Here is a 20,044-nt window from a genome sequence, read left to right as displayed (position 1 = left end):
GACTATGTGTTAAAATAAATCCCAGATAGAGGGTATTGTCCATGCATACTATTAAAAATCTCTTTTTCACGCTCACTTTAACAATAATGCTCACTGGATTGGCTGCAGGCGTAGATGTGGAAATCTCATCTTACCCTTCCCAGACAACAGTGGATGAGAGTGTGAACATATCTGTACAAGTCCTGGATAACTCCACTCCCCAGGACAACACCCTTATCAACTTCACCACAACTCTCGGCAGTCTAGGCACGACATCGGCATATACCGATTCGTCAGGTATGGCCACGACAAGGATTAATTCAACTATTTCCGGTGTAGCTACTATAAACGCAAGTGTTGGAGCTGTGTATAATACCACAAATGTGACTTTCTTTCCAGGAGAGCCCGCTTTCATAGCTGTTAATGTCACTCAAAACCCGCTTGTAGTAGGCAATGCCACAGTAGTGAATCTATCTGCATACGACCAATACAATAACACAAATTCTACTGCGAATATGACACTTAATATTCAGATATTTGACATTCTTGGAGAAACAATAAACCAGGTGAACATTACAAGGGCATCCTTTGCACTGACGCACCTTGTTGCTGACCGGAGCAGTGTGACCCTTGTAAATTCCACATCTAACTCCTCAAGCATACTTCTGAACATCAATTCCACGGTAGCTGGGAATATTACCATTACAGCAAAGGTGGGGAACACAACAAACACTTTCAATATAACATTCACGCCGGCTGCGCTTTCCTACATATCAGTGGATTATTATAAGGAATGCACGGTGAATACATCTTCAATAATAACTGTGGGTGCATGGGATATGTATGACAACCCCATAGGAGATGCTGCTGTGATCTTCAATGCTACGCCACCCCCTGCTACAAAATATAATAGCCCAATTGAATATAATTCACTAAATCTCACTCCCGAAATCAATATCACCAATCTAAATGGGTTTACTTCGACCGTTTTTAGAGCAGATAAGCGTGCGGGCGAAAACCTCATAAATATAACAGTCGGGAACATTAATACATTTATTACCATCGAAGGAATTGCAGATGATGCTACAGAAATTCTTCTTAGCCATACTCCTGATGCGGTTCATGCCAATAACAAAGATGCATACAGGCTCACAGCACAGGTCGTTGATGAGTTCCTCAATCCCGTATTTCCAAGGAGCGTTCCAATTACAAAACAGGTACTTTTCACCACTTCATTAGGTTCCGTTATAATACCCTTGAATAATAATGGGGCTGCTGTAACTCTTATAGGACCAACACCCTATGTAGAAATTGTAACTGTCACAGCCCGTTATGAGGATGAGACCGGCCCCACCAATATAACCGGTAGTATCAACTTGAGTTTTGTTGAAGGAGACCTTAATAGAATTGTTATTTATTCTTCCCCGGATACCTTGCTCTCCCAGAATATTAAAGGCAACCATAACGCTTCTATTATTCTTACATCACTTGATGAATGGGGGCACTCCATTCCGGGCATAAATGTAACACTTAACAACACCATCCCAGCCCTTGGAAACCTCACGGTTGCAGGTATTAACGCCACGGATATAATCAATTCAACAACTGATGCAAATGGTATGATTCAGGCTGTTTTTACAAGCAAAACCCTAGTTGGAAATGCGACTATTATCGCGTCCAATGGCACTGTAAACTTTTCGGTGAATATAGGCATAAAAGATGTGCCATTCCTGAGCGTTAACATAACTTTTGAGCCTACAAGCATAAACTCGGGCGGTAATGTCAATGTTACCACTATTATCTCTGTCGAGGGCGAGCTGCCTTTTTCACGACCTGCCGCAAATGCCATGCTTGTACTTGACACATCAGGAAGCATGGATCCTGATTATTATGCAGGAACTCCATTGGATATCATGCTCGTAAGCGATACTTCGGGAAGCATGGATGATCCTATTGTCAATACGACTAAAAAAATAGATGCCGTTAAAACAGCAGCAAAACAATTCAATAGTAATATGATAAGCAATGACAGGGTCGGGCTGCTCACATTTAGCGGAACTACTACTAAACTATACGATTTAACATATGACATGACCAGCATAAATCAAAAAATAGATGCCCAAAGTGCAAGCGGCGGGACACCGACAGCGCTGGCGATAAGGAATGCAGCGAACTATCTTAAGAACAATACTCGTCCGGGCGCCCGTCCATACATAATCCTGCTATCAGACGGGTTACCAACATACGATCTTAAAGGGAACTATTGCGATGACAGTTACCCTTCCTGTTCAAGTCCAACATACGATGCATTAAAAGAAGCAAATACGGCCAAGACCACATTCATCAATAATAATTCTTTTATCAAGATATACACTATTGGTTTCGGCAGAGATGCCGATAACGCAACTATGTCGGCGATAGCCAGCCCGGGCAGCTACTATTATGCGGCAACGCCCGGCCAGTTACAGGACATCTATAATAATATCGCCCAGCAAATAAGTGATTTTGATATCACTACAAGGCAATACGGAACGGATGGATTCACATCATATAGTTATGCGGCCAGTGGAATTGCAAACAGCACAGTAAATTGGACAGATACCATAACGCTCAACGACATTGTTACGGATTTCAAAGTTTTTATTGATAATGTGAATTTGAATTTTACTCTAACATCTCCAAATGGCACAAAATATCCCAAATCTATCGAGTCGGGTTTTGTCAATCGTACCGGTTATTACAATTCAGGCATCGGTAAATATGTCTGGATTGCACCAGTCCCGGGGGTATATGACCCGGTGGAGGACAACAACAACACGATTCTAACGGGAAACTGGATCATATCAGTCAATGGATCAGGCGCATTTAATATAACTACCTATATCGATAAGAAAAGTGCTGTCAAATTAGCTTCCCATTCATTTATCTCAAGTTTTGATCCAATTAGAGGAGATAGAGTAGGTCTTGCTGCATACAGTAGCGACCCTAATCCACCCAATATTACCAATAGTGGCAATCAGACCAGCTACATCCGCAACGGTAGCACGTGGGTGGGGTATTTCACAGGCGGCAACACCATGAGCACATCCTGGGCTGTGAAATATCCAAGTTCAGGTAACTATCCAGATAATCAAAATTTAACCTGGAATAAAACAGTTCCTGGCGCAAGTCAAATTCGAGTGCATTTTACAAAAATTGACGTAGAGGGGGATCATGATTTTGTAAATATTTCAGATGGAAAAAATAATCTGATAGCCAGTTATACTAACTATGGTACATGGCCTGGAGCTAATATTAGTGACGTCTGGAGTCCATGGGTAAAAGGAGATACTATTAAAATAAGATTTACCTCAGATGCATCATATCATGTATCAGGTTTTCAAACGGATACCGTTGAAACACTAACCAACTATACCTTCAATCTTACATGGCCAGATGCTAATGATAAACTTGCACTGTATTTATTCCAGAGTGCAACTCTGATCAACCAATCCCACAACCATTCTGGATTTGAAACATTAAGTGCTCCAATTTATTCTGGAACGGATTACAATATAGAAGTTGATGGAGTTAATATATCCTCTGAAACATCATTTAATATTGCCGCAAGCCAGAATTTGAACTGGAAGCAATACTCAGGACGCGTTACGTCCACTCTCAATGATTCCTATCCGACATTAGACCATCTTAATAACTCTGTAGACACAATAACATCAGTTGGACTTACAGCCATAGACGAGGGGTTATATCAGGCAAACAACGAATTCTCCAATGTCTCGGGCAACTCCGCAATTGTGCTTATGACAGATGGCCTTGACAATGCCGGATACCATTCCATGCTTCTTGAGGCGCAGAGTGCCAGAAAGCATAACACTACGATATATACGATTGGTTTTGGCACTAACGAATCTGAAGTAGATCCCGGACTCTCTGATATTGCCAATATTACAGGTGGACAATACTATTTTGCACCAAATACCAGCGTGCTACAGAATATATTCCGAGGTATTGCATCAAATATAACAAATTTCTCAGCGCATGGTCCGACACTGAATTTACAGATACCGCATAACTATGTGACCGGTCTATCGCTGGCAACTGCAACCTACATATCCAACAGTAGCAATGCTACAACAAATATTGGCACAAACTTCACAGTCCCTACCTATCCTGCAAAGGGAAATGCGGAGCCGAATGTGACAACTGTTGGAAATGTAAGCACACTCAGCTGGGTACTGCCAAGCCTGAATCCGGGTGAAAAATGGGGTGTATGGTACCAGCTAGGCGTGCAAGGCGCAGGTTATGTACCTCTCATTCTTCCCACTTCAAATATCAGTTATACAGATCTGAATGGAACGTTTATTACTGTGAACATAATATGGTCTGGAGGTGCAAATCTTGGTGGTGGCGGCGCAGGCGTGAATTACATAGCATTGGGTGATATACAGCTAAGTGCAAATCCGCCTGTGGTGTTTACCGGTGAGCCATCCAATATAATGGTAACTGCGACATATGTCGATGGCAATCCGGCAATTGCAAATGTGACTTTATATACTGATCTGGGGTATTTCAACAACTTACAAAATCCTTTAGATGGCATGACAGTGAGCGGCTCAGGTTTTGCTAATTTCGTAAGTGTCACCGCTGGCCAGGCGCTCATAAAAGCCGTCGGCAGCAATGGAAACAATAGTGTGATGGGCAGTATAGTAATAGTTGTAAAACCCAAAGGAAGAATAATTGTAAGCTAATTCTGGACTGCGCCCCTCATGGCGGACAAGTAATTGCTAAGGTCACTGTGAGGGAATTACATGGGAAAAAGGACAAGGAGAAATTATCCTAATTCGTAATGACATAATCCGTCCCCCCTGACCCGTGCTCTCTTCTATTCTACGATTTTTAACAAAAGAACATCCAATGGAATGGAGCATCAAAAGAATTTAAGTGCTCCGATCGGGATTTGAACCCGAGTCTCTGGCTGTCTTTATTTCAGCGTTGTGCGCGCATAAAACTTGAAAGGCCAGAATGATTGGCCTGCTACACTATCGGAGCGCAGATGGCTTAATATTACACTACTATATTTAATGGTTTGGGAAGCAAACCTCTTTTTCGGAATACGGATATTTTTTCAAAATTTTTTACAGGGAGATAACAGCATAATTCTAATCTTTGCACTGATTATGATTGAGAATTTATAATATAAAATTCAATTAATTATTTTGATGGTGGTTGTTTCGATGCCAGCTTCAAAAAATTCTCCACGATCTTCAATCCATCTGGCGTCAGCACGGACTCGGGATGGAACTGCAGCCCGAAGATAGGTCTTTTCCTGTGCTTTACTCCCATAATGATATCATCTTTGGTTCTCGCTGTCACTTCAAGCTCTCGCGGCAACTTTATTATTGCAAGTGAATGGTATCTTCCCCCGATAAGAGGGTTCGGCAATCCCTGGTATATGCCGCTCCCGTCATGGTAAATCTCTGCTGTCTTCCCGTGGAGCGGTCCGGAAGGCGAATGACTCACTTCTCCCCCGAAAGCCACAGCAATTGCCTGGTGTCCAAGGCATACTCCAAGGAGAGGAACGCTCGATCCTCTTATGATCTCAAGACAGGTTCCGATATCCTTCGGGTTCTCAGGATGCCCAGGGCCCGGGGATATCACGATGGCATCAGGGTTGATTTCTCGGACTTCTTTCAGAGAAATGGTGTTCGGGACCACAACAGTATCGGGTTCGAATATGGACACGTAATCCACAAGGTTCCACACGAAAGAGTCCTTGTTGTTCACGAACAAGACCTTCATGTTCCTCCAATCGCTTTTATCATCGCTGCCATCTTGCGCTCGGTCTCGTTATACTCGTATTCAGGGTCGGAATCGGCAACTATCCCGGCACCCGCCTGTACGATCGCCTTCTTCCCGGTCTTGATTATCGTTCTTATCACAATGGCAAAATCCGCATCCCCGTTCCAGGAATAATAACCAACGCCCCCTCCATAGATTCCTCTTCCGTCTTTCTCAAGCTCATGTATTATCTCCATGGCGCGTATCTTGGGCGCACCCGAGAGAGTGCCTGCTGGAAAGATTGCCCGTGTGGCATCGAATTGGTCGCACTCATCACGCAGCACGCCAGATACTGTGCTCTCGATGTGCTGGATATGGGAATATTTCAGCACTGACATGAAATCCTCAACTTTTACCGTGCCTCCCTTTGATACCATCCGGACATCATTGCGCCCAAGGTCAACGAGCATCACATGCTCTGCACGTTCTTTCTGGCTGCCCAGCATCTCTTTTGCGAACTCCAGGTCCTCCTCCTCTGTCTTACCCCTCGGGCATGAGCCTGCGATAGGATTGATGATCACTTTCCGGTTATGGACAGAAAGCAGGGTTTCGGGGCTCGCGCCGATGATGCTTGTCCCATCGAACTCGAAAAGGTACATGTAGGGGCTTGGATTTACGGTCCTGAGCGCGGCATACAGTTCAATTGGCGTCTGGTCAGTGATCACCTCATACCTGCGGGAGAGCACCACCTGGAAAATATCGCCATCAACTATATGTTTTTTAGCTTTCCTGACGGCATCTTCATATTCCTCTTTTTTCATATTGCATGTTACGCTTGTGAGGGTGTTCTCAGGGATCTTCAATGGTTTTGCCCTGCTTATTCTGGAGACAAGTTTTCCAGCCTCTGATTCCGCAGATATATATACTTCTTCAGGATCATCCCCTTCCAGCACAAGAGGCGTCATGACCAAGAACGTATCATCGGTCAGGTGATCGAAAACCACGGTCTTTGTTGTGATCGCAAACTGTGCGTCGGGAGTATTTACTTCCTTAGCCTTCAAGTCGAGCCAGCAATCGTACACCATATCATATGCACAGAAGCCGATCGCACCGCCCAGGAAGGTCTGCCTGCCAAAACCCCTGCCAATAAATTTCACGCCCGTTGCTGCAAACGCCGACCTGATTGCATCCATTGTATCATAACCGTTCTTGATAATGCCCACTGTTTTTGAACCGATTTCCATATTTGATAGACCGATGGGATTTTTCCTTTTTTTGCCGGGCCTGTTAAAAATGCAGACATTTGAAAGGGAGGACATAATAAGATCTATCAAATTCGATTCATTAAAGTAATCCAGGGTTAACACGCGGCCCTTGATAGTGACAACGGCGTCGGGTTCCGCCCCTACGAACGAAAAACGTGCGTGCTTTTTCTCTTTCTCAACCGATTCAAGGAGGTAAGCGCAATCCTTGTCCAGTGAGGCATACAGGTCAAGGGGAGAACATGCTGTTTTCACCTTGGCCATTAACTGGATTATAACCGGTTTTTCTCCGGCAAGCTGGACAAATTCCTCTCTCCCTATATCGAATTTCATGCCATCCTCGCATTGCTGATGAAATCAACGACTTTTTTCTCATCCTTTCTGCCATCCGTCTCAACGCCCGAAGCCGTATCTACGGCATAAGGTCGCGCATTCCTGACCGCAGCTTTCACATTCTGAGGGTTCAGCCCGCCTGCCAGTATCACGGGTATTCCCGCGCGAAGGATCACTTCGGAACTTATCTTCCAGTCATGTGGCAATCCCGTTCCACCGGATCTCCCATCCTGCATTGTATCGAGAAGTACCGCGTCGGCTGTCCCTTTGAGTTCTGCCACTAGATCCATGAGCAATTTCGGGTCTGCATCAAGAGATACGGGAATCGTCTTGATGAGCTTTACGCCAGTTTCCCTTATTTTCTTAAGTTCAGGCAGCGGAAGCGCATTATGTATTTGAACAGCACCGGGTTTAGCTGCATGGACCATGCTGACTGCCTGCTCTGCATTTTCCGGCATTATGACAAGCACGGGGGTTATAAACAGCGGCACCTTTGAGATCAATCTTGATGCATCGGCCAGACTTATTTTCCTTGGTGAATCCACAGGCACTTCTGTGATGAAGCCAACTGCATCAGCCCCCGCGTTCACTGCAATCGCAAGGTCCCGCTCAGTTTTAATCCCGCATATTTTTACTCTCATGGTAGTTATTATTTTAATATATCTGAGTTCATCCTGACAAATCCGCGTTCATTGGCGTCATGCCCGCCGCAATGCATAGACACGTATGCCCCTGTGGGGGCATACGTGAATGCGCCGCTCCGAAACCCTGCGGGTTCTCGACTCCGCACACGCATATGGCAACGCCATATGCGGATACGCCCTCCCGAGGCGTGACTCGGGAGGCCCGCGACTCTGGGCGCCTTTATCTGCGGTTTTTAATCACAAAAACCGTGCAAGCTTTTCCGGGTCACCTGCTGCGTTCACAAAGTCTTTCAGCTTTTCCAGGGCTTTGCCGCTATCGATAGCCTGATTCGCCAGTGCTATCCCGGACGCGAGGGTTTCTGCTTTTCCACTGACCAGAAGAGCTGCCCCCGCATTGATAGCAATGATGTCCCGTTTTGGACCTTTCTTACCCTTCAATACTTCTACGATATCCTTCGCATTCTCCTCAGGGGTTCCGCCAGCTATCTCGCTACCCGAGGCGCGCCTTATGCCAAGCTTCTCGGGCGTCACAATAAATTTTGTCAGCCGTCCCCCGTTCAATTCCACTATCTGAGTTTCACCTGTGTTCGATATCTCATCCATACCGCTTCCGTGAACTACAAGCGCTCTTTCAGTTCCAAGAATGCCAAGCACGTTCGCCACGGGTTCGCACAGGGACTTGTCAAAAACACCGATTACCTGTGCCTTTGCGTTTGCAGGATTGGTGAGCGGTCCCAGGATATTGAAAACCGTTCTGAATCCAAGATCGCGCCTTATCTGTGCCACACGTTTCATTGAGGGATGGAACACAGGGGCGAGCATGAACCCGATGCCAACCTTTTCGATGGTCTTCTGCACTTCCTGCGGAGGAAGGTCTATCTTTACCCCGAGTTCTTTGAGCACATCGGCGCTCCCTGATTTTGATGTGATTGAGTAGTTCCCATGCTTGGCGACCGGGACGCCGCAGGCCGCTGCCACGATAGCTGCCCCGGTGCTCACATTTATGGTACCTGTGGAATCCCCTCCTGTGCCGCAGGTATCCACGAGAATGCCCTTAACTTTCGGGTTTATCATGTTGGCAGCTTTCTTCATACCGAGAGCAAGCCCCGCGATTTCCGCAGGTGTCTCCCCTTTCATCTTCAGCGCAGTTAAGAATGCCGCTATCTGTGCATCTGTGGCCTCTGTAAATATCTTTGACACCGCAAGCTGTGCTTCTTCTGTCGTCAGGTTCTGCTTCTGGACGAGTTTCTGGATATATTGTTTCATAATTATCATTTGTACATCTTTGTACATTAATGTCTAAATGAGTACATTGTATATAAAAGTTGCGTGATGCTTTAATATGTGAAAAGCATTAAGTGGGTGCATGAAAAGGCAGGATGTATACAAATTACTCGCAGCATTAATGATTCTGATCATGATAATTGTGCCTGTGGCTTATGTTATTACAAGCCCCAGGACTGAGGATACGCAGACAACTAATCAGGCTGTTTCGAATAAGTTCAATCCTGAATTATGGACAGTCAACCAGCCATTCTATTCCATTTCGGATGCTCTGAACCTGACACCTCCCGGGGCAGAATCGGCAAGTTTTGCAGACCTTGAAAGCATGACACCCATGATGATCCAGTGGGTTCGTCAGGATTTGCCGCTCATCGGTGAAGTGGATTCCCTGTATAAATCAAATACGACCAGGATTTATTATACCAATCTTTTCGATGGAACAAACAAATCATTCCTGCTCCTCTCGACAATATATCCAGAGATAAATGATTTTGACTATATCGAATTACCAAATACTTATCCCCCCGTTCTTCAAAGGCAAGACACAAGCTGCGGTGGCACGAAGCTAAACCCAATACCATGCATAAACATGTTGGGAACCCCAATAGTCTATGCGCCACAGGGAACGGCCGTATATGTGTATGAGATCATTAACAGCCTCAATAAGACCGCTAATGCCTATGATCAATATGCTGGGCTGCTGAGCAAAGTGGAACCTGCGTCATTCCAGACGATCAGTTCCAACGTAAGTTTCGCAAAACAGTATTACATGGGCATAAAAGAAAGCGATGGCAGTTATGAGAGAACGGTTGCCTACCTGAATATTAATGCAAGCACCATGAAAAAACTCAACCAGTTAAAGATCAATGGTACGCAGAGCGGTTTTACGCAGTACAACATAACCAGCAGCGGCAATTACACGATCGTCAGGATTGCCACGCCCAACCTGTTGAAGGTGTTAAGCGAAGCAAGTTATTAAGCGCAAAATATATAGCATTCTATGTTGTAGAGAAGCCGTTACTTTTAACAAATGAATAATGAAGGAAATTAATCCTGAAGGAGTTAATTAATATGGCACAAACGTATATTAAGTTTGAAGTACCCGCAGATTTAGCCAATAAAGCATTAGAAGCGTTGGAGATGGCACGGGATACTGGAAAGATAAAGAAAGGAACGAACGAAACCACAAAAGCTATTGAACGTGGTATTGCAAAACTCGTTTTGATCGGTGAGGATGTCAACCCACCAGAGATTGTCACTCATATACCTGCTCTTTGCGATGAGAAGAATACGCCATACATCTTTGTCAAGAAACAGGTAGAATTGGGCGCAGCCTCCGGATTGAGCGTGGGAAGCGGTGCAGCCGCAATAATTGAGCCCGGAAAAGGGAAGGAACTGGTCGACGAAGTGGCACAGAAAGTCCAGGCATTGAAGAAGTGAGAATATGGCAGATGAAGAAACAGGCTATCCTGCTGAAGTAATAGAAGTTATCGGCAAGACAGGAATGCATGGTGAAGCAATGCAGATACAGTGCAGGATACTCGACGGAAGGGATAAGGGAAGGATAATCACACGAAATGTGATAGGGCCCGTAAAAAATGGCGATATCCTGATGTTGCTTGAGACCTCCAGAGAAGCAAAGAAATTAATGTCAAGGTGAAGTCATGGAAAGAAGGAAATGCTCGTTCTGTGGGGATGGTATAGAACCCGGAACAGGCAAACTCTATGCTAAGAAAGATGGGACTGTGTTCTATTTCTGTTCATCCAAATGCCAGGGAAATTCTAACCTTGGCAGATTACCGCGTAAGGTAAGATGGACCGAGGCGGGACGCAAGGCCCGCGGTAAAACCGCTAAGTAAGGTGAAAAATTGGAGCGCACCTATGTTATGGTCAAGCCCGACGGCGTACAGCGAGGGCTTGTGGGTGAAGTAATAGGCCGGATCGAGAAAAGAGGACTTAAAATAGTCGCTTTGAGGATGAATTCGATTTCGATCGAATCAGCAAAGAAACATTATGCTGAGCATTCCCAGAAACCTTTTTTTAAGTCTCTGATCGATTTCATAACATCAGGTCCCTCTGTCTCAATGGTGGTTGAGGGAAGAAATGCAGTCTCTGTTATGCGCTCTATAAACGGAGCTACAAATCCACTGAATGCGGTAACAGGAACAATCAGGGGAGATCTTGCCCTTGATACCGGACGCAATGTTGTACATGCCAGTGATTCACCGGAATCCGCAGAAAGGGAGATTAGTATTCATTTCAGGGAATCAGAGATAGCGGGATACTCGCGTATCGATGAAACCTGGATATACGAATAAATAACCACGCCGCATCTTGAGAACTTATATACTTTTAGCTTAATCTAAGTAGATTATGGCTCAGAATCTGCGCACCCCAATCGTATGTGTGATGGGGCATGTGGACCACGGCAAGACCTCTCTGCTTGACAGGATAAGGGGTACCACAATCGCAGAACGGGAAGCGGGTCTGATCACGCAGCATATCGGAGCGACTGAAGTCCCGCTTGAAGTAATAAGAAGAGTATGCGGACCGATTTTTAAAGGGGAAACCAAAGTACCAGGACTGCTGTTCATCGATACGCCGGGGCACAGGGCGTTCACAACGCTGAGGGCAAGAGGGGGCGCACTGGCAGACCTTGCTGTGCTTGTTGTTGATATAAACGAAGGATTCCAGCCCCAGACATTAGAAGCTGTTGAAATTCTCAAGAGATTCAAAACACCGTTCGTGGTCGCTGCAAACAAGATAGACAAAATCTCAGGATGGAATACGCAACCAGGGCAGCCCTTCATAGTATCTTACCCAAATCAGGCAGAGCATGTGAAAACAGCGCTGGATAAAAAAATATACATAATAATTGGCAAACTCTATGAAATGGGATTCAGTTCCGACAGGTATGACAGGGTTCGGGATTTCCAGCGGAACATAGGTGTGATCCCGCTAAGCGCAAAGACGGGTGAGGGGATACCCGACCTGCTCATGGTATTGATGGGGCTTGGCCTGAAGTTCCTTGAGAAAGACCTGGAATACAGAGCCGTAGGGCCCGGGATCGGCACAGTCCTTGAAGTGAAAGAGGAAGTGGGCCTTGGCACAACTCTGGATGTTATATTGTACGACGGGGAGATGGATGTTGGTGACACGATCGTGGTGGGAAGTCTCGGTGCGCCCATCGTGACCAAGATCAGGGCTCTTTTAAAACCACGACCTCTTTCTGAAATGCGCGCCGAAGAGAAATTCAAGCAGGTGAAGAAAGTAGTGGCTGCATCGGGTATCAAGATCGCAGCGCCTGGCCTTGAAGGTGCGCTCGCAGGCTCACAGATAAGGGTTGCTCTGGGGAACATCGATGAAATAGGTGCGCAGATAAAATCTGAAATAGATGCTGTCAGGATCGAGACCGAAGCTAACGGGATTCTTATAAAAGCCGATACCCTCGGTTCACTTGAGGCACTGGTGAACGAGTTAAAGAAAGAAAATATCCCGATACGAAGGGCAGATATTGGTGATATATCCAAGCGAGATGTTGCCGAAGCCAAGACTGTGAAAGATCCGCTTTTTTCTGTCCTGGTGGGATTTGATGTGGATGTTTTGCCAGATGCCAAAGAAGAACTTGCGATCTCAGATGTCAAGTTATTCATAAACGATGTCATCTACCGGCTTATCGAAGATTATAAGAAATGGGTTACAGAACAGAAACAACTCATCGAGAAAAAACGTTACGAGACCATTATCAAGGCTGGACGATTTATGATATTGCCGGATTGTACATTCAGGCAGAGTAAACCTGCTGTCGTAGGTGTGCGTGTCATGGGGGGCGTAATTAAAACCAATCTTGAAGTGATGAAGGATGACGGCATGATAGTAGGGAAGATCAAAGGGATCCAGGAACACAATGAGAACATAAGCGAGGCTGTCGCAGGGAAGGAGGTGGCCGTGGCGATAGAGGGACCGACGGTGGGCCGACAGATAAAAGAGGGGGAGATCCTTTATATCGATGTGCCTGAGAAACATGCGAAAATCGTGGAACAGGAACTCTTTGAGGCCATGAAGGTCGAGGATAAGGAAGCTCTCATGGCGTTCATGGAAATAAAGCGCAGGGGAAAGCCGTTCTGGGGAAAATAGAAGATATCAGGATTTGGCCCGGCTTGCTTTTCTTTATTGATTCTTTAAATTAAATCATGGTATTCTGTTATTTACAGAGGATAAGCAAAAGATGGGCAGGTTGGGGAGTGGGGGTTAGTGTATTAAAAAAGATTTCCTGCCCATCGGTACCCAACACAATTTCATTATACTTAAAACTAACGGGATGAAAAAATGAGGATTGATTGCATGGTTATCAGAATTTAATAAGTACGAATTAGAGTAAAGTGGGCAGGTTGGGGAGTGGGGGTTAGTGTATTAAAAAAGATTTCCTGCCCACTAGCATCTTACAATAAGTTCATCATATATAAAACTAACGGGACGAAAACCCATAAGATTGCAATATAATTTTCATGCATAACATTGATAAGAGTCTGGATGCATTTACGCCGCTGGTGATAAGTTATGAGTGAATGTTTTTTGTGCCATACTGCTCTTGACCCGGTCAACGATGCTGAGATCGAGGGTGTAAATCTGTGTGTGGATTGCTGTGAAAACCTGGATGTGATTGTGAGGGATTACTTAGCCTCAAGCCCTGGAGGTCTGGATCTGGTTCTGGACATAGTCGCAGATGATCTTTCAAACCCTGAAAGCCGGCTGAGAGATGCCCTGAAGCAAATTATCAAAGAGGAGATGTCTGGAAAATAAATAATTTTTTTCTCTCAATGACTGAGGAACATCCATCCAACAGCCACTACGATCAGAAACACGACAATAATCGCTATCACTATTACGAGATCGTCCTTATCGAGATTTAATTCTTTCATGGTCCTCCGCTGAATATCAGTTCTACTTTTTTTATGGTATATAAATTCATCCAAATAATTTCAGGGAACATCTGATATGCGAGAGTTCGACGCTTCTCTTACTTCTTTTCCATACCTTTGTGATGCGATGCTGACCATGTCCCTTGGGATCGAATGTTTGTTAAGGCTCAGATAATCCTCGATCATCTTTAATTCATTCTGATATGCCGGGGCGATCAATTCCGCATAGCTCAGACCATCAGAGGTCAGCACATACTCATACCGCTGTTTCCACCTGCCGCTATTTTCAAAATACCGCAGGTCTTCATCCACCATCCCCATGGCAACAAGAAGCTGGATATCCTCAAAAAGCCTGTCGCTATAAGGGAACCCGTATCGGGTATGGAACCTGTAATCAAACAGGTTGCGCAATTTCTCGATATTCCCAAGCTCTCTTGCGAGATAATATATCTTTGCAATATTGCGAAGTCTTGGCATAGTGATCCTTCCTTCCGCTTCCCTGCTGAACATCCTGTGCGCGCTGTAAAAGATAAGGAGAATTCCTTCTATGGGCAGGCTCGTTTCATTCCTGATAAAGTGCAGGAGCTTCGGGGATAGGTTCTCGATGTCGAGAAGGAAATCGTGAGAGGCCTGAGAAAGCCTGGCGTCGTCCTCTGTTCTTGAGAATACACATAACGATATTTGACGCGAGATGGCCCTTACAAGACCATTGGCCAGCGCGGATTCATCATATAAGAACCCCTCATAATCCCCTATTTTTATCCGTGTGCTTCTGGGGATCCCGCTTGCAACATCAAGGTCAACAAGAACGGATGCCCCGTATTTCTTTGCAAAACGCCTGGAAAGCTCCTCCTCAAACATCTTCTTCGCAACTCCATTCCTTGCGATCGTGGAAAGTGCCATACGGGTCCTGGGGTTAAGATTCTTGTGAGTGAAACGGACAACAGCGCTGCAAATATTTGCATGGCGGATATGGTCTATCAGATTTTTTGCGCTGGCATCTCCGTGAGCTTCTATGAAATTCAACAGGTCGGTGTCGGTATAGGCGGTAAAAAATTTCAGTACCACTGCTTTTACGTCGTTTCCCGTTTCTTTGTAGCGCGCAAGAGCTTTATCGAGAGCCTGGAGAAGCATGACCCTCGCCCCCTGGGTTTTCGGGTTGTGAATTATCGCAGAGTAGTGGTGGGCCCTGGCGATAAGCATGGATTCTGCCGCAGTCAGAGACATATCCTCATCGTAACTTAGTGAGCCTCCCAGAACTATCCTTCCGTTGCTCAGCGATAAGCTTCCTACGATCTGGTCCACATCTACAAGTCCTAGGGAGACCCCTGTATGATACGAATCCCGCAGCAGGAAATCGATCCTGTCCGCATCGAGATCGTCAGAGATGATCTGGGCAAGATATGGTTTTGAGAGGCCATCGACATCGCCAGTCGCCATTTTTGCGATCTCTTCAAAAAATGATTTGGCATCCACCACCAAAGATGCAATTTCTGGTTTTGTATGAAATGAATTAGATATTATGTATCTTGTGAACATCTCATGTTTCAGAAATCTCCTGCCATCGATCACAGGCTGGTACGCAGGGTTCCGTTTAAGTACGCTTTCCACCACATGCGAGAATGCGCAGTGCCCGATATCATGGAGCAGGGCTGCAAGCCTGACTTTTGCTACCTCCTCCTGTGAAAGACCCAGAGCCTTTGCCATTTTATCCGCAATAAAAAGTGTTCCAACACTGTGCTCAAAACGTGTGTGGTTCGCCCCGGGGAAAGCAATGTCAGCAAGACCGAGCTGCTGTATCCGGCGGAGACGCGCCATCTCAGGCGTGCTGATGATGAGCTGCTCAAGTCTGTTTATTCCCACGTGGCCGTAGATAGGGTCGATGATAGAGGGCATGGTATGTTAGATAAGATCTGAGAGTATTAAAATGAACCCATATTGCACCGCATTCATATTATTTTCAAAATCGAAACATTCTTTGTCCTTTTGAATACTGCGTCCACGATTCATTTGATTTTATATCTTTTCAGATAATCCTTATTCCCTTTCTAATTGCCTCATTAACGATGCTGATTTGTTCCCTCTTTCGTGCAAACTCATTAGGAGTATAGCATAAAACATCAACCGCTTCCGCATTTTTATCACCTAGCAATCCAATCGTTTCTATGAACTTGTACATTCTTCGTATGAACTTTATATCCGAAAACTTTCTTGACACTACGATAAGGTCTATATCGCTGTACTCTCCAGGGCTGCCGTATGCCCTTGACCCCCAGAGCCACATTTCGTCCGGTGCGTAAATTGATTTTATCTTACCTAGATATTTATTCAAAAAATAGGATACCTTTCTGTCAAATGCCATTTAATCTTCTTTACGTGGTCGTTCTTTAAATAACTCTACTATCTGTTCATCTTTATTAATTCCATCTTCGGCATCTTCGTAATCAACGTCTTCATATGGTACACTATTACCAACATCAGAATATCTAAAACCAGATAATACAGATCAAGCCCTGCAACCGTTTTTAATACTTCGTCTGGCATTTCTGTCAAATCAATATTGATTTTTCAGCTAATTGATTTGTGCTGTGGAAAGGAAACTGTAACAAATATTTCACTTAATAAAGATTATATAACACAACCGCTATAATTTCACGACGTAAATGGAGCGAAATGTGGTAAGTAATATTATCTATTCAATCTTAGAATTTTCTCGCAACCATGTGGAAGCTTCTGTAGCGATTCTAATTGCTGTAATTTCTGCCTATGCATATCTTGTAAGTTTTACTATCAATGAATACAAACGTTTGAATAATATCTATGTAGTTCATGGGAAAAAATCCAGTTCCATTAAACCAGAAGATCTTTTCAGGCGACCCATGCTTGCATATTATGAATTAGATGAATACCGGTCGCTCAAAAAAGTAATTGATAACGGAGATCATGTTTTGGTTGTCGGTGCGCCGCTTTCTGGAAAAACGAGAGCGATTTATGAAGCCCTTAAGACCATGAATCCTGTTTCCAATGTTATAATTCCAAGAATTCAGGATATTGATTTAGAAAAATTTGAAGTACCACTCAAACTTACTTTCTGGAGAAAAACCATAGTTGTTCTGGATGATATTGATAAATTCATTGAAAAACAAAATTTTAGGTATCTGGTTGAAGAGTTTCTTAAAAATAAAGCTGTTATAATCGCTTCATGCCGTTCAGGTATTGAGTTTGAAAAATTGCAAAAGATGGAGTGGCTCAACTCTTTATTTAAGAAAGAGAACAGTATAAGCTTTCCGGAAGAAATTCCAGATGAAAAAGGAAAAGAAATTGCAGCGAAAATAGGGGTCGAGTGGAAACCATTAGAATTTGATGGTAAAATAGGTTCGCTTGTAATGCCTCTCGATATAATGATAGCAAGGTTCGGAGAAAGCAGTCCAGAAGAGAAAGCAGTTCTAAAGAGCATAAGGTCACTTTACAAAGCAGGGATTTATCAAGAAAAAGAGAAATTTTCTATAAAACGAATTCTTCATCTTGGCAAGGTTTTGTTCGGTATAAACTTGGAGAAATACCGAATAGATGTTCTATTTTCGAATATTGAAAAAAAGAATTTTATAAAAATTATAAACGATGAAGTCATCTGGGCAGAAGAAGCATATCTTGACTCTGTAATAGAGCCTGATGGAATTGAAGCAGACAGAATCAGCTTTTTCACGAAAATCGCTGGCTTCTTTTCGGGTGATGCAGAGGCTTTGTTCAGTCTTGGAAATAGAGCTTATGGTATTGGAATAGTAGACATTAATAAAAAATATTATATGAAGGTGTCAATAGCTGCTTATGAAGAAGCGCTCAAAGTCTATACACTTGACCTCTTCCCCATACAGTATGCTACCACCCAGAACAATCTAGGCATTACCTGTGGAACACTTGCTGAAGTTGAGAACAAAGCTGAGAACTGCAAGAAATCAATAGCAGCTTTCGAAGAGTCGCTTAAAGTCAGAACGTTTGACCGCTTCCCCATGCAGTATGCTACTACCCAGAACAATCTCGGTACTGCCTATGGAACTCTTGCCGAGGTAGAGAATAAAGCTGAGAACTGCAAGAAATCAATAGTAATTTTTGAGGATACGCTGAAAATCTATACACCAGACCGCTTCTCTATGGACTATGCTAGTATCCAGAACAATCTCGGCAATGCCTTTCAAACTCTTGCAGAGGTTGAGAACAAAGCTGAGAACTGCAAGAAAGCAATAACAGCGTTTGAAGAAGCGCTGAAAGTCTATACTTTTAAGGATTACCCTATGGATTTTGTGATGACCCAGAACAATCTCGGCAATGCCTATCGAATATTTGCAGAGGTTGAGAACAAAGCTGAGAACTGCAAGAAATCAATCGCTGCTTGTGAAGAGGCGCTGAAAGTCTATACACTTGACCGCTTCCCTATGCAGTACGCTACTACCCAGAACAATCTCGGCAATGCTTATCAACTACTTGCAGAGGTTGAGAACAAAGCTGAAAACTGCAAGAAGGCAATTGCAGCTTATGAAGAGGCTCTTAAAGTTACAACACTAGACCTCTCCCCTATGGGTTATGCAATGACCCAGAACAATCTCGGCAATGCCTATCGAACGCTTGCTGAAGTAGAGAAAACGGCTGAGAACTGCAAGAAAGCAATTGCAGCTTGTCAGGAAGCCTTGAAGGTCTATAATCTAGACCGCTTCCCCATGCAGTATGCTGCTATCCAGAACAATCTCGGCAATGCTTATCGAATACTCGCTGAAGTAGAGAACACGGCTGAGAACTGCAAGAAATCAATTGCAGCTTATGAGGAGGCGCTGAAGGACTACACACTAGACCGCTTCCCCATGCAGTATTCCATGATTCAATACAATCTCGGCACTGCCTATCGAATATTTGCAGAGGTTGAGAACAAAGCCGAGAGCTGCAAGAAGTCAATCGCTGCTTGTGAAGAGGCGCTGAAAGTCTATACATCAGACCGCTTCCCTATGCAGTATGCGATGACCCAGAACAATCTCGGTGCTGCCTATCAAACTCTTGCCGAGGTTGAAAACAAAGCTGAGAACTGCAAGAAATCAATTGCTGCTTATGAAGAGGCGCTCAAAGTCAGAACACTTGACCGTTTCCCAATGGACTATGCAATGACGCAGAATAATCTCGGTACTGCCTATGGAACTCTTGCCGAGGTAGAGAACGAAGTTGAGAACTGCAAGAAATCAATCGACGCTTATGAAGAGGCGCTCAAAGTCAGAACACCTGACCGTTTCCCAATGGACTATGCAATGACGCAGAACAATCTCGGTACTGCCTATGGAACTCTTGCCGAGGTAGAGAACAAAGCTGAGAACTGCAAGAAATCAATCGACGCTTATGAAGAGGCGCTGAAAATATATTCAAAAGAGGAATTTCCTGAGGCTTATCGGGTAATTTCAAGAAATCTCGAAAGAGCAAAAATCTTCTGTTCCCAGAATAAGTTTGAGTGAGGAGAGTAAGCCCCTTTATGTTCAGCGCAAGGGGCAATGCCGTGCAGCATTCAGCTATGCGCCGTACTCGGACAGGTCTGGACTGCCCTTTCTGTCCTATTTCGGCTTGCACCCGCGGGGATTCGCCGTTCCATCCGCAATACGCATGACCTCGCTCTTTCGAGCTCATCGCATTTCTGCGCAGCGGTATCGTTTCTGTTCCAGAGCCAGGATTCTCACCCTACACACTTGCATGTGTCCGCGGTCCAGATGGTGAGGGGACTTTCCTCAGCGTTGCCGCCGGTAGCCGCCCTTCCTCTCTCGCGCGATTAAACGGCGTGTTATCTTTTATAATTACCGATAACTTGATA

Annotated in this window: 16 protein-coding genes, 1 tRNA gene and 1 other RNA gene; 9 read left to right on the top strand and 9 right to left on the bottom strand. The window is 44.6% G+C overall.

Annotation, left to right across the window (positions count from 1 at the left end):
• Positions 1–41: 41 nt before the first annotated feature.
• Positions 42–4,727, top strand: coding sequence for a VWA domain-containing protein (locus O8C65_02140; GenBank protein MCZ7355708.1), 4,686 nt, complete (start codon positions 42–44; stop codon positions 4,725–4,727).
• A 194-nt stretch (positions 4,728–4,921) separates the two neighbouring features.
• On the opposite strand, the gene O8C65_02135 is transcribed toward O8C65_02140, so the two are convergent.
• From O8C65_02135 to trpD, 5 genes are all read right to left on the bottom strand, one after another.
• Positions 4,922–5,028 (bottom strand) — tRNA-Glu (locus tag O8C65_02135).
• Between the two features lie 162 nt (positions 5,029–5,190).
• Positions 5,191–5,778 carry an aminodeoxychorismate/anthranilate synthase component II gene (locus tag O8C65_02130; GenBank protein ID MCZ7355707.1) on the bottom strand — a complete coding sequence of 196 codons (588 nt, stop codon included), beginning with the start codon at positions 5,776–5,778 and terminating at the stop codon, positions 5,191–5,193.
• A complete protein-coding gene (gene trpE / locus O8C65_02125; GenBank protein ID MCZ7355706.1) occupies positions 5,775–7,352 on the bottom strand; it encodes an anthranilate synthase component I in 1,578 nt (525 codons plus the stop codon). The genes O8C65_02130 and trpE overlap by 4 nt, the downstream gene beginning before the upstream one ends.
• Positions 7,349–7,993 (bottom strand): phosphoribosylanthranilate isomerase, encoded by a 645-nt coding sequence (locus O8C65_02120; GenBank protein ID MCZ7355705.1) that lies wholly within the window; start codon positions 7,991–7,993, stop codon positions 7,349–7,351. The genes trpE and O8C65_02120 overlap by 4 nt, the downstream gene beginning before the upstream one ends.
• A 240-nt stretch (positions 7,994–8,233) precedes the next feature.
• Complete coding sequence (gene trpD, locus O8C65_02115; GenBank protein ID MCZ7355704.1) at positions 8,234–9,262, bottom strand: anthranilate phosphoribosyltransferase; 1,029 nt, start codon at positions 9,260–9,262, stop codon at positions 8,234–8,236.
• 100 nt (positions 9,263–9,362) lie between these two features.
• Between trpD and O8C65_02110 the strand changes: the two genes are divergently transcribed.
• From O8C65_02110 to O8C65_02080, 7 genes are all read left to right on the top strand, one after another.
• Positions 9,363–10,259, top strand: a complete 897-nt coding sequence (locus O8C65_02110; GenBank protein MCZ7355703.1) for a hypothetical protein — start codon at positions 9,363–9,365, stop codon at positions 10,257–10,259.
• A gap of 92 nt (positions 10,260–10,351) precedes the next feature.
• Entirely contained in the window at positions 10,352–10,720 is a 369-nt protein-coding gene (gene rpl7ae / locus O8C65_02105; protein ID MCZ7355702.1) for a 50S ribosomal protein L7Ae, read from the top strand.
• Between the two features lie 4 nt (positions 10,721–10,724).
• Complete coding sequence (locus O8C65_02100) at positions 10,725–10,940, top strand: 30S ribosomal protein S28e (protein ID MCZ7355701.1); 216 nt, start codon at positions 10,725–10,727, stop codon at positions 10,938–10,940.
• Positions 10,941–10,944: 4 nt separating this feature from the next.
• On the top strand, positions 10,945–11,139 hold the full coding sequence (locus tag O8C65_02095; protein MCZ7355700.1) for a 50S ribosomal protein L24e: 195 nt from the start codon (positions 10,945–10,947) through the stop codon (positions 11,137–11,139).
• 9 nt (positions 11,140–11,148) lie between these two features.
• The gene (gene ndk, locus O8C65_02090; GenBank protein ID MCZ7355699.1) at positions 11,149–11,598 is read left to right on the top strand and encodes a nucleoside-diphosphate kinase; all 450 of its coding nucleotides are present in this window, start codon (positions 11,149–11,151) and stop codon (positions 11,596–11,598) included.
• 55 nt (positions 11,599–11,653) lie between these two features.
• Positions 11,654–13,417, top strand: coding sequence for a translation initiation factor IF-2 (infB, locus tag O8C65_02085; GenBank protein MCZ7355698.1), 1,764 nt, complete (start codon positions 11,654–11,656; stop codon positions 13,415–13,417).
• Between the two features lie 423 nt (positions 13,418–13,840).
• The gene (locus tag O8C65_02080) at positions 13,841–14,083 is read left to right on the top strand and encodes a hypothetical protein (protein MCZ7355697.1); all 243 of its coding nucleotides are present in this window, start codon (positions 13,841–13,843) and stop codon (positions 14,081–14,083) included.
• A gap of 179 nt (positions 14,084–14,262) precedes the next feature.
• Here O8C65_02080 and O8C65_02075 read toward each other — a convergent pair whose 3' ends face one another.
• From O8C65_02075 to O8C65_02065, 3 genes are all read right to left on the bottom strand, one after another.
• Positions 14,263–16,098: an HD domain-containing protein gene (locus O8C65_02075; protein MCZ7355696.1), complete on the bottom strand. Its 1,836-nt coding sequence runs from the start codon at positions 16,096–16,098 to the stop codon at positions 14,263–14,265.
• 130 nt (positions 16,099–16,228) lie between these two features.
• Entirely contained in the window at positions 16,229–16,564 is a 336-nt protein-coding gene (locus O8C65_02070) for a nucleotidyltransferase domain-containing protein (protein ID MCZ7355695.1), read from the bottom strand.
• 38 nt (positions 16,565–16,602) lie between these two features.
• On the bottom strand, positions 16,603–16,746 hold the full coding sequence (locus tag O8C65_02065) for a hypothetical protein (protein MCZ7355694.1): 144 nt from the start codon (positions 16,744–16,746) through the stop codon (positions 16,603–16,605).
• A gap of 119 nt (positions 16,747–16,865) precedes the next feature.
• On the opposite strand from O8C65_02065, the gene O8C65_02060 reads away from it, so the two are divergent.
• A complete protein-coding gene (locus O8C65_02060) occupies positions 16,866–19,694 on the top strand; it encodes a tetratricopeptide repeat protein (GenBank protein ID MCZ7355693.1) in 2,829 nt (942 codons plus the stop codon).
• Here O8C65_02060 and rnpB read toward each other — a convergent pair.
• Positions 19,689–19,996: RNase P RNA component (rnpB, locus tag O8C65_02055), an RNA gene on the bottom strand. The genes O8C65_02060 and rnpB overlap by 6 nt on opposite strands.
• Positions 19,997–20,044: the final 48 nt, after the last annotated feature.

This window comes from Candidatus Methanoperedens sp. (genome assembly GCA_027460535.1).
GTDB lineage: Archaea > Halobacteriota > Methanosarcinia > Methanosarcinales > Methanoperedenaceae > Methanoperedens.
This window is presented reverse-complemented; position numbering and strand designations above follow the sequence as displayed.